Origin of the sequence: Clostridium sp. AF50-3 (assembly GCF_003477445.1) — a bacterium.
GTDB classification, from domain to species: domain Bacteria; phylum Bacillota; class Clostridia; order Lachnospirales; family Lachnospiraceae; genus Otoolea; species Otoolea fessa.
The window spans coordinates 99,204-111,023 of sequence record NZ_QUDH01000004.1; the positions used below are offsets into that span (position 1 = coordinate 99,204).

At 48.9% G+C, this 11,820-nt stretch carries 6 protein-coding genes and 1 pseudogene; 6 read left to right on the forward strand and 1 reads right to left on the reverse strand.

Features of this window, described 5'->3' with window-relative positions; translation table 11 throughout:
- Nucleotides 1-138: 138 nt before the first annotated feature.
- Nucleotides 139-4,394, reverse strand: a pseudogene (locus tag DW085_RS06220) (acyl-CoA dehydratase activase-related protein).
- Between the two features lie 351 nt (nucleotides 4,395-4,745).
- Here DW085_RS06220 and DW085_RS06225 point away from each other — a divergent pair.
- The 6 genes from DW085_RS06225 to DW085_RS06255 all read left to right on the forward strand — a co-directional run bounded on the left by DW085_RS06225 (nucleotide 4,746) and on the right by DW085_RS06255 (nucleotide 11,779).
- Nucleotides 4,746-5,588: a hypothetical protein gene (locus DW085_RS06225; RefSeq protein ID WP_117796362.1), complete on the forward strand. Its 843-nt coding sequence runs from the start codon at nucleotides 4,746-4,748 to the stop codon at nucleotides 5,586-5,588.
- 112 nt (nucleotides 5,589-5,700) lie between these two features.
- Nucleotides 5,701-7,155, forward strand: coding sequence for a pyruvate kinase (gene pyk / locus DW085_RS06230; RefSeq protein WP_284525731.1), 1,455 nt, complete (start codon nucleotides 5,701-5,703; stop codon nucleotides 7,153-7,155).
- Between the two features lie 411 nt (nucleotides 7,156-7,566).
- A complete protein-coding gene (locus DW085_RS06235) occupies nucleotides 7,567-8,832 on the forward strand; it encodes a diaminopimelate decarboxylase (protein WP_118467901.1) in 1,266 nt (421 codons plus the stop codon).
- Between the two features lie 169 nt (nucleotides 8,833-9,001).
- Entirely contained in the window at nucleotides 9,002-9,442 is a 441-nt protein-coding gene (locus tag DW085_RS06240; RefSeq protein ID WP_118467903.1) for an RbsD/FucU domain-containing protein, read from the forward strand.
- 14 nt (nucleotides 9,443-9,456) lie between these two features.
- Nucleotides 9,457-10,548 (forward strand): sialidase family protein, encoded by a 1,092-nt coding sequence (locus DW085_RS06245; RefSeq protein ID WP_118472096.1) that lies wholly within the window; start codon nucleotides 9,457-9,459, stop codon nucleotides 10,546-10,548.
- A 499-nt stretch (nucleotides 10,549-11,047) separates the two neighbouring features.
- Entirely contained in the window at nucleotides 11,048-11,779 is a 732-nt protein-coding gene (locus DW085_RS06255) for an MFS transporter (RefSeq protein ID WP_118481821.1), read from the forward strand.
- The last annotated feature ends 41 nt before the right edge of the window (nucleotides 11,780-11,820 follow it).

Below are 11,820 nucleotides of genomic sequence, written 5' to 3' on the forward strand. Positions count from 1 at the left end.
TTTTAGTCTGTCTTTTTGTTCCCCTATATAGAAGATAGGCTATGGAATCCACAGCCTATCTTAAACTCCATATAAATTTATTATAGCACAGACGTCTTTAAAAGTCAGCTGGAAATTTTATCCAAAATCAATCCAAAATCATCCAATTCTTGACTCCTTTTTCCTTTCTGGCAGGTTCTTCTGTGCGGTGGAAAGCATCAGTTTGATACGGTTCAGCTGATTGACTTCGCTGGCACCCGGATCGTAGTCTACGGCGATGATATTCGCCTCCGGATGGCTGGCGCGCAGTCCTTTGATGACGCCTTTTCCGACGATGTGGTTTGGCAGGCAGCCGAACGGCTGGGTGCAGATGATGTTCGTCGTGCCGCTGTGAATCAATTCCAGCATCTCACCAGTCAGGAACCATCCCTCGCCGGTCTGATTGCCGAGGGAAACGTAATGCTTCGCCATCGACGCCAGATCCTGAATCCGTGCAGGCGGAAGGAAATGTGTGCTGCGTTCCAGTTCGCGGCGGCAGGTGCGGCGGAAATACTCCAGCAGGGAGATTCCCATGTTGCACAGGTGTGCGGTGGAACGTTTGCCGCCCAGATTGTCGGCTTTGAAGTTGCTGTTGTAGAAGCAGTAAAGCAGGAAATCAAGCAGATCCGGCATTACAGCCTCGGCACCCTCGGCTTCCAGAAGCTCTACCACGTGGTTGTTTGCTAACGGGGAGAATTTTACCAGGATCTCGCCGACAATGCCAACCCTCGGTTTCTGGACATCGCGTCTCGGAAGTTCGTCGAAGTCATGGATAATACCGCGGATGTTGCGGTTAAACTCTGCCATGGATAAAGAGTGTTTCTGCAGCGATTTGATGCAGATTGCTTTCCATTTCTCATGCAGGGCATTGGCGGAACCGGCTTTTGCTTCATATGGGCGGGTCGCATAGAGAACCCGCATGAAGAGGTCACCGTAGACAACCGCCTGCATTGCCTTGGTGAGAAGCGGCAGGGTAATCTTGAAGCCCGGATTTGTCTCCATGCCGTTGGCATTTAACGAGATAACCGGAATCTGCGGCATACCGGCGCGCTCTAAGGCACGGCGGATAAAGCCAATGTAGTTGGAGGCACGGCAGCCGCCGCCGGTCTGGCTCATAATAACGGCTGTATGCTCTAAGTCGTATTTGCCGGAGAGCAGCGCATCCATGATCTGGCCAACTACGATCAGGGACGGGTAACAGGCGTCGTTGTTGACGTACTTAAGTCCTGTGTCGATAGCAGTACGGTCGGAGTTCTGCAGCACCTCCAGGTTGTAACCACAGCTTCGGACCGCCGGTTCGATGAGGTCGAAATGGATCGGCGACATCTGCGGGCAGAGGATCGTGTAGTTTTTCTTCATTTCCTTCGTGAAATAAACACGGCTGTATGCGCTGGAAACGATCGGTTTATGGTAGTGGCGCATCTCGCGCACGCGGATCGCGGCGATTAAGGAGCGCACACGGATACGTGCGGCGCCGAGGTTGTTGACCTCGTCGATCTTGAGCAGCGTATAAATTTTGCCGGAGCGGGTCAGAATATCATTGACCTGATCAGTAGTAACTGCATCCAGACCGCATCCGAAGGAGTTGAGCTGGATCAGATCCAGGTTTGGCTGTGTCTTCACATAGGAAGCTGCCTCGTAGAGGCGGGAGTGGTACATCCACTGGTCGGTGACGATCAGCGGACGGTCAACGCGTCCTAAATGGGAGACGGAGTCCTCGGTCAGCACGGCAAAACCGTAGGAAGTGATGAGTTCCGGAATACCATGGTTGATCTCCGGATCTACATGGTACGGTCTGCCTGCCAGCACGATGCCGTGGTGTCCGGTTTCTTTTAACCAGGCGATGACTTCCTCGCCCTTCTTTTCCATATCCTGACGGGAGGCGATGAGTTCCTGCCATGCCTTGTGAGCGGCGGCGCGGATCTCCTTCTCCGGGATCGACTGATCCCTGGTAAATTCTTCGACCAGACGTTTTGTCAGGATTTCCTCATTTGTAAATGCCATAAACGGATTCCGGAAATGTACCTTGTGATCCGTCAGGGATTCTACGTTGTTTTTGATGTTTTCCGCGTAGGATGTGACCATCGGGCAGTTGTAGTGATTTCCTGCTTCCGGGGTTTCGTTGCGCTCGTAAGGAACGCACGGATAGAAAATGTAGGTCAGTCCCTGGCGGATCAGCCATTCGATATGACCGTGCGCGAGTTTTGCCGGGTAGCATTCGGATTCGCTCGGGATCGATTCAATACCAAGTTCGTAGATCTGTCTCGTCGATTTTGGGGACAGAACGGTGCGGTAACCCAGTTCCCTGAAGAAGACCGCCCAGAACGGGTAGTTTTCATACATATTCAGGACACGCGGGATGCCGACGGTACCGCGCGGCGCCAGATCGGCGGTCAGCGGTTCATAATCGAACATACGGTGGTATTTATAGTCAAATAAGTTCGGAATGTCTTTTTTCTGTTTGTTGCCGCCCAGACCGCGCTCACAGCGGTTGCCGGTAACGAACTGACGTCCGCCGTCGAAACGGTTGATCGTCAGGACACAGTGGTTTGTACAACCCTGGCAGCGCGCCATCGTCGTCTTGTAGGTCAGGCTTAAGATCTTGTCGATCGGCAGCATCGTGGTTGTCTTGGAAGCATCGTAGCGCTCACGGGCAATCAGAGCCGCACCGTAGGCACCCATGATACCGGCGATGTCCGGGCGGACTGCCTCACAGCCGGAGATCTTCTCAAAACTGCGGAGAACCGCATCGTTGTAGAAGGTACCGCCCTGCACGACCACGTGTTTTCCGAGGTCGGAGGCATTGGTAATCTTGATAACCTTAAACAGGGCATTTTTGATGACGGAGTAAGCCAGTCCGGCAGAAATATCTGCGACGGAAGCTCCCTCTTTCTGCGCCTGTTTGACGTTAGAGTTCATGAAAACAGTACAGCGGGTACCGAGGTCGGTCGGATTTTTGGCAAAGAGCGCCTCTCTGGCAAAATCCTGTACGCTGTAATTTAAGGATTTAGCAAATGTCTCGATAAAGGAGCCGCAGCCGGACGAACAAGCTTCGTTGAGCTGTACGCTGTCTACGGTGCCGTCCTTGATCTTGATGCATTTCATATCCTGACCGCCGATATCAAGGATGCAGTCTACATCCGGCTCAAATGCCGCCGCTGCGTAGTAGTGGGAGATCGTCTCGACCTCGCCCTCATCCAGCATCAGGCAGATTTTAAGAGCGCTTCACCGTAACCGGTGGAGCAGGAATAAGCGATCTGTGCTTTCTCAGGAAGCTGGTCGTGGATCTCCTGCATCGCGCGGATCGCCGTCGCCAGCGGGCTGCCGTTGTTGTTGCTGTAGAAGCGGTATAGAAGAGAGCCGTCCTCGCCGACAAGCGCCACCTTGGTTGTGGTGGAACCGGCGTCAATGCCGAGGTAGCAGTTGCCTTCGTAGGTCGCTAAATCACCTTTTTTGACGTCATGACTTGCATGGCGGGTTCTGAATTTTTCATAGTCAGCTTCATCAGTAAAGAGGGGTTCCATCCGCTTTACCTCGAAATCCATCTTGATGCCGTGGGAAAGCCGTTCGATCAGATCGTGCAGGCTGGCAGTTGTCTTCGGATCAGAGTTCATCGCCGCGCCGATCGCCGCAAACAGATGCGAGTGATCCGGGGCAATGATCTGGTCCGCCCCCAGATTCAGGGTGCGGATAAATGCCGCGCGCAGCTCCGAGAGGAAATGAAGCGGTCCACCGAGAAACGCAACATTGCCGCGGATCGGCTTGCCGCATGCCAGACCGCTGATGGTCTGGTTGACAACCGCCTGGAAAATGGAGGCGGACAGATCCTCTTTGGTTGCGCCTTCGTTGATGAGAGGCTGGATATCCGTCTTGGCGAAAACGCCGCAGCGCGCCGCGATCGGATAGATTGCCTTGTAATTTTTCGCGTACTCATTAAGACCGGATGCGTCCGTCTGAAGCAGCGAAGCCATCTGATCAATAAAGGAGCCGGTGCCTCCGGCGCAGATTCCGTTCATACGCTGGTCAATGCCGCCGGTAAAATAAATAATTTTCGCATCCTCGCCGCCAAGCTCGATGGCAACGTCGGTCTGCGGGGCATAATCCTTCAGGGATGTGGCAACCGCTACAACCTCCTGGACAAATGGAATGCCCAGATGCTTAGAAAGTGTTAAACCGCCGGAACCAGTGATGACCGGCTCGACGGTCAGTGCGCCAAGTTTCTCTTCACCCTCACGGAGCAGGTCCGCGAGCGTCTCCTGTATGTTTGCAAAATGACGTTTATAATCGGCGAAAAGAAGCTTACCGCCGTCTTCAATAATAGATACTTTAACCGTTGTGGAACCGATGTCGATTCCTAATTTTTTACAGGAATTCATGTACAATCGGGGCAGTGCCCTTCCCTCCTTTGTACTACACATGTATTCGGCTATACTTTAACATAGAATAAGGAAGAAAACAATTAGTAGGGTGCGTTAAAAAGATGCTAAAAATGTGCAAAATTTGTTAATATCGCGCATAATGGGAGAAGGGCGTTCCTGTACAAGGAAAGGCATTTTCTGCGTGGAAAATACCGCTTTTTCTGAGTTGGAATGCAGCCATTACAGAACGCAGGCGTGCACTTTTGGAACCGAATGTGCCGTAAGATAACGTGGTGGAAGCGACAATATAATTTGACAAAGAATCCGCCGCTCTCTATAATGGAAGGAAAACGGAAAAGGATGTGAATTATGAATTTTTTTAGAAAATTAGAGCGCAAATTCGGTCGGTTTGCGATCCCGAATCTGATGTACTACATCATCATGATGTATGCGGCTGGATTTGTGATGAGCCTGTTTAATCCATATTTTTACGTGCAGTATCTGGCACTTGATGCGGCGGCGATCCTGCGGGGGCAGGTGTGGAGAATCGTGACCTTTCTCGTATGCCCGCCTCAGTCGGGCGTCCTGTTTGCGCTGCTTGCGATGTATCTCTATTATTCGATTGGCTCGACGCTGGAGCGCGTGTGGGGAACCTTCCGATTTAATATGTTTTTCTTTATGGGCGTGCTGGGACACATCATCGCGGCATTTCTGGTGTACGGTGTGACCGGCTTTTCGGTGCCGATGTCCCCGTATTACTTAAATGAATCGCTGTTTCTGGCGTTTGCCTGCACTTTCCCGGAGATGCAGTTCCTTCTGATTTTTATTCCGATCCGGGCGAAATACCTCGGAATGATGTATGGAGCGCTTCTGGTCTACAGTTTCTTAACGGGTGGCATTATCGCGAAAATTGAGATTGTTGTTTCGATGCTCAATTTTATCATTTTCTTCCTGATGACGCGCAACTATCGGAAAGCCAGTCCGAAAGAGATGGTCCGTAAGCAGAAGTTTAAAAACGAGATGCAGAAGGCACAGATTCAGAAAATTTCGCTGACGCATCATAAATGTGCAGTCTGCGGACGCACCGAGAAGGATGATCCGAACCTGGAATTCCGCTATTGTTCGAAGTGTGCGGGAAATCTGGAATATTGCATGGATCATCTGTATACGCACAAACACGTGACGGAAGAAGAATTGAAAGATTCTAAATAGAATCAGGCGGTGGATTGTTTTTTTAGCAGGGGATTTAAATAGGCTGGATAAAGCATACAAAAGAGGATATAAATGATTCGCTGATGGGAAAATTCTTAAAAAATGACAGAATATGAGGAGGAATAACGGCATGAAAAAGACAAAGATTGTCTGCACAATGGGACCAAACACCGATAACCGGGAGATTATGAAGGAGTTGGCGTTAAATGGCATGGATGTCGCACGTTTTAACTTTTCGCATGGCGATCATGCGGAGCATAAACATCGTTTGGAGATTCTGGAAAGTGTGCGCGAGGAGCTGGGGATTCCGATCGCATCGCTTCTGGATACCAAGGGACCGGAAATCCGTACCGGCAAATTAAAAGATGGAAAGAAAGTGACGCTGAAAGAGGGCGATCTGTATACGCTGACGACCGAGGAGATTGTGGGGGATGAGACACGCGGCTACATCAACTATGCGGGGCTGGCGGAGGATGTAAAGCCGGGTGACCGCATTCTGATTGACGATGGTCTGATCGAGCTGCACGTGCGGAAGGTCAATGGAACAGATATCGTCTGCCGGATTGAAAATGGAGGCGAGCTGGGCGAGAAGAAGGGTGTCAATGTACCAGGGGTACGTGTCAAGCTTCCGGCACTGACCGATAAAGATAAGGAAGACATTCGTTTCGGCGTGGATGCAGGCTTTGATTTTGTGGCGGCTTCGTTTGTCCGCAATGCCGATGCGATCCGCGAGATCCGGGAGATTCTGGATGAAAAAGGTTCTGCCATGCAGATTATCGCGAAAATCGAGAATGAAGAAGGAATTGAAAATATTGATTCCATCATTGAGGCGAGCGACGGCATCATGGTAGCCCGCGGCGATATGGGCGTGGAGATTCCGGCAGAGAAAGTTCCGCACATCCAGAAGATGATCATCCGCAAATGTAACCTGGCGTGCAAGGTCGTTATCACGGCGACCCAGATGCTCGATTCAATGATCCGCAACCCGCGTCCGACGCGTGCCGAGGTATCGGATGTGGCGAATGCAGTGTACGAGGGAACCGATGCGGTCATGCTGTCCGGAGAAACGGCGATGGGAAGTTACCCGATCGAGGCAGTCCGCATGATGAGCCAGATCGCCGAGGAGTCGGAGAAATATCTGGATTATATGTTCTACCAGAGAAGAAAGGTATCGGCAGAAAATCTTCGAAATATATCTAATACGGTATGCTATTCATCCGTAGCGACCGCCTCCGATCTGGAAGCGCCGGTCATTGTGGCTCCGAGTGTCAGCGGATTTACGACGAGAATGCTTTCGAAATGGCGTCCGAAAGCATTGATCGCGGGACTTTCCCCGAGCATGACGGCTGTCCGCCAGATGCAGCTCTACTGGGGTGTTAAGCCGTTCCATGCAAAACGCGCTGAATCGACGGATGCACTCTTATTTGCATCGGTGGAACTGCTGAAAGAGAAAGGTATCGTCAAAGAGGGTGAAATTGTGGTTGCAACTGCGGGTGTGGTGACACGTGCCAACCGTCATGAACCGGTAGCCGATACGAATATCATGCGTGTAATGGTGGTAGAGTAGAGACCGGATTCTGCGCCTGAATCTGTGACCGGTTCATAGATGTATCTGGAAAATGATTCAATTTGTCCGGAGGTTGTGTTCTGGCGGAGAAAAGGAGAAAAATACCAGTTACTGTTCACAGGTAGGCACTTTTGGAACCGAAAGTGCCGTAAGAAAACGTGGTGGCAGCAGGAATTTGCCGTATTTAAATGCGAAGCCACGGCAAATTCCGTTACTGGGCACGTATGCGTGAACAGTAACAAATACCGCCCATTTGTGGGCGTTTTTCGGGAAATCAGTTGATAAAACACGGTTTTTGGTGTATAAATAGTAGCAGGACAAAGGAGTCTGGGCGTGCCGGGAGTAGTGTATGTTCCCGGTAGTCCAGACTTTTAAGTTTTATATGTAGATTTTAGTTCGGAGGATGTAAAAGTGGAGAAGAAACCATTTGTAACACGGGAGCAGCTGGAGGAGATCAAGAAAACATACCCGACACCGTTCCACCTGTATGATGAAAAGGGAATCCGCGAGAATGGCGAGCGCCTGATGCGTGCATTTTCCTGGAACAAGGGATTCAGAGAGTATTTTGCTGTAAAGGCAACACCGAACCCATTTGTAATTGATATTTTAAAGAAACTTGGATGCGGCGTGGACTGCTCTTCGCTGACAGAGCTTATGATGGCAAAGGCGATGAAGTACGATGGCGAGAAGATCATGTTCTCCTCCAACGATACACCGCCGGAGGAATTCAAGATGGCTGCCGAACTGGGCGCGATCATCAACCTTGATGATTTTACGCACATTGATTTCCTGGAGAAGACGATCGGTTATATTCCGGAGACGATCAGCTGCCGTTACAATCCGGGCGGACTGTTCAAGATCAGCAATGATATCATGGACAACCCAGGCGATGCGAAATACGGTATGACAACCGAGCAACTATTTGAGGCATTCAAGGTGTTGAAAGCAAAAGGTGCGAAACATTTCGGTATCCATGCCTTCCTTGCAAGCAATACGGTTACAAATGAGTATTATCCGATGCTTGCGAAGGTATTATTTGAGGTAGCGGTCAAGCTGAAAGAAGAGACCGGCGCAGATATTAAATTTATCAACCTGTCTGGTGGCGTTGGCATTCCTTACCGCCCGGATCAGGAGCCGAACGATATCTTTGCAATCGGCGAGGGCGTCCGCAAGGTTTATGAGGAAGTTCTGGTTCCGGCTGGCATGGGCGATGTAGCGCTTTATACAGAGATGGGACGTTTCATGCTGGCGCCGTATGGCTGCCTTGTGACAACGGCAATCCATGAGAAACACACCTACAAAGAGTATATCGGTGTGGACGCGTGTGCAGTCAACCTGATGCGCCCGGCGATGTACGGCGCATACCATCACATCACGGTCATGGGAAAAGAGAACGAGCCGTGCGACCACAAATACGATGTAACTGGTTCCCTGTGCGAGAACAATGATAAATTTGCGATTGACCGGATGCTTCCGAAGATCGATATGGGCGATATCCTTGTCATCCATGATACCGGCGCACATGGTTTTTCGATGGGTTACAACTACAACGGAAAGCTGCGCTCGGCTGAACTGCTCCTGAAAGAGGATGGTTCCGTGGAGATGATCCGCCGGGCAGAGACACCGAAGGATTATTTTGCGACCTTTGATTTTTGTGACTTGTTTAAGAATATTTAGTTCATAAAAAATTGAAAAAGAACGGATTCTGTACAAGATGTGACAGAGTCCGTTCTTTTTATGCCATATTTTATCGAAAGCATTGACTTTTTTTGTTCTTTCCTCTATACTTATCATATAACGTAATGACATTATATAACATAATGCTGCAAAAAGGAGGAAGTAGTATATGATTAAGAACACGGTGATTAACGCAGAGCTTGGATATGCATTAGCCACGGCCCGCCATAAGGATGCAATTGTGATTTGCGATGCTAATATGCCGATTCCGGATGGCTGCAATGTAATTGATGTGTCACTGATAAGAGGAGTTCCAACCCTTGAACAGACGATGTGCGCAATCATGAACGACCTGGTGGCAGAGCGTTACGAAGTGTTTGAGTTAATGCCCCAGTATAATGATGCTATGTATCAAAAGATTCAGTCGCAGCTGCCGCAGCTGCCTGGCGGAACCATCAGCCAGGATCGCTTAACGGAAACGATGCAGAAGGCCAAAGTCGTAGTGCGTACCGGTGATTTTGGCAGCTGCTGTACGATGGTATTATATTCAGCCTCCGGAATGGATAAATATGTAAAACAATATGACTGTTCTTTTTCACTGGAGAAGTAAGATAGGAGGACCATATGGCAGAAAAAAAATATACCCGGATTGTGGTAGAAGAAAATAATGAGCATGGTTTTGATTCCTATCGCGTACCGGGAATCGTGACAGCCTCCAATGGGGATTTGCTCCTGACCTATGAAGGAAGAAAAGGTGGAGGAAACAGCCGAACTCTGTTTTTAAGAAGATATCGCATGATAGGTGAAACGATAGAGCCAATCGGCGAGCGGGTTACGATGGTTTCTCCCAAAGACGATGAGCTGATTCATAATCCCTTGTTAATAGCAGCAGCGGAGGGAAAGCTCTATTTTTTCTGGTGTCAGGATTATAAGAGATTATTTTTGAAAGAAAGCGATGATAATGGTGTTTCATTTGGAACGGAAAGGGAGTTGACATCCCTGATTGACGGATTCCGGAAAGAATGGCCGGTTACATTGTGGGCGATTGCACCTGGTCATGGAATAAGCAAAAAAGATGGGACACTGATACTTCCATTGTGGCTGAGCCGTGGGGAAAATGCCCATCTCCCAGCTTGTTTTGCATGTCTATCCAGTCAGGATCAAGGAAAAACATGGAGATGCAGCAGTGTAGTTCCGGCGGGAAACGGGGTTGGCGATCCCACAGAAAGCTCCGTGGCAGAACGGAGTGATGGAACACTGCTTGCAACCATGCGCCATGAAATTCCGGGAGTCAGAAGAAGAGCTTTTTGTGAAAGCAAAAAAGAGATAGATGGGGAAGATACTATACGCTGGGGAGAACCCTGGTTAAATCAAGAACTTCCGGATCCAATCTGTGGAGGCGCTCTTTTGTCACTGTCAGATGGGAAGATGGCTTTTGTTAATTGTGCCTATGGAGATGAACCGGCGCTGGAACGGCAGAAACAGGGAGAGTCTGTTCGCTGGAGTCTTGACGCTCGTCAGAAGCTCACGATTCGGCTTAGTAAAGATGATGGTGTTACATGGAACGATGGACTTATGATAGCAGAAGAAGGGGGAGCATCGGATCTTGCAGGAAAGGATGCGATTGCTTGCTTTTACGAGGAAGGCTGGCAGGATGGAAACTGTATTTTTAATCAGAGATTATCGCTGGCGGTTATTCCTTTGGTTTTGTTATGACTGGGGCGGGAAAAGATACATTAGTGAAAGGGAAAAGGAGCTGTACTGTTCTGTTTTTTTCGGCTTATTTTATTTATTATGCGGTCTATTGTGTCTTTTCGAGTTTCATCGTTTTGTTTTTAACAGAGCAGGGCTATAGCGCCACAGTCTGCGGAATTATTACCAGTTTGACATTTTTGGCCAATCTTTTGATGGAACCGGTGGGAGGCTATATAACAGATACATTTCTGCCCACCAGAAGATACCTTTTAGTTTGTATCGGTATCGTATCAATGGTGTGTGCTTTTTGCACAAAATTCATGAACCAGTCATGGCTGCTTCTGCCGGGGCTGGTTCTGGCAGCCGGATTGGCCTATCCCTTTAGTCAGCTGATGGATGCCTGGGTTAATTTAAGTAAGGAAAGTTATCCGGGATTGATATACAGCCGGATTCGTGCCGGTGGTTCCATTGGATTTGCAGTGATGTCAGTGATTGGAGGATTTTATTTCAAACACTGGGGATGGAATCGTTATTTTCAGATGCAGATTCTTTTATTTCTTATGATGATTCCATTTCTCATCCTGCTTCCGGATACCAGGCTTGGCAATCATCGAAAGAAAGGGGAGGCAGAGAAAAGTCTTTCGTTTGTTCAGGCGTTTCAGCAATTGGTAAAAAGCGTCGTTTTTTGTTTTGTTTAACAATAAGCACTCTTTATTGGTTCAGTCATCGGCCAGTTGGCAGCTTCCTGTCATTGATTATTGCGGAGCGTGGAGGAGATGCGGAATTATTTGGAAATGTTTGTGGAATAGGAGCTGCAGTAGAGTTTTTGAGTCTGCTTTTGTTAGCCTATATTGGAAAAAAGAAAACCTATCCGGCCCTCTGGGGGATGGCAGCAGCTTTGGGCACAAACCTGCTTCGTCCGATTTGCTTTCAGCTTTTTTCGGGTGAGTGGTCTCTTTATCTGGGGCAGATTCTTCAGTCCGTCAGTTTTGCCCTTTATATGAGTGCCAGCGTAGAGTGTTTTGCGGAAACATCGGATGAACGTCTGAAAAGCTTTAGTATTTCCATTGGTCTAACCATCAGCAGTGTGATCGGAACCGTATGTGCAAACATGGCAGGGGGGAAGCTGTGCGATCTGTTTTACCCGGAATTCTTGATTCTCTTTAGCTTTTTGTTGGGAAGCATGAACCTCCTATTTTTTATTCTTGTTTTTTTAAAAGAGAGGCTTGACAATAAAAAGATGCAGTGTTAGAATGAGAGACATCAAAAGATTATATAATGTTATAAGATGAA

Excerpts from the sequence above, each read along its gene's own strand:
- DW085_RS06255 (WP_118481821.1), top strand. The coding sequence starts at position 11,048 with ATGGAATCGTTATTTTCAGATGCAGATTCTTTTATTTCTTATGATGAT.
- DW085_RS06225 (WP_117796362.1), top strand. The coding sequence starts at position 4,746 with ATGAATTTTTTTAGAAAATTAGAGCGCAAATTCGGTCGGTTTGCGATC.
- pyk (WP_284525731.1), top strand. The coding sequence starts at position 5,701 with ATGAGGAGGAATAACGGCATGAAAAAGACAAAGATTGTCTGCACAATG.
- DW085_RS06240 (WP_118467903.1), top strand. The coding sequence starts at position 9,002 with ATGATTAAGAACACGGTGATTAACGCAGAGCTTGGATATGCATTAGCC.
- DW085_RS06245 (WP_118472096.1), top strand. The coding sequence starts at position 9,457 with ATGGCAGAAAAAAAATATACCCGGATTGTGGTAGAAGAAAATAATGAG.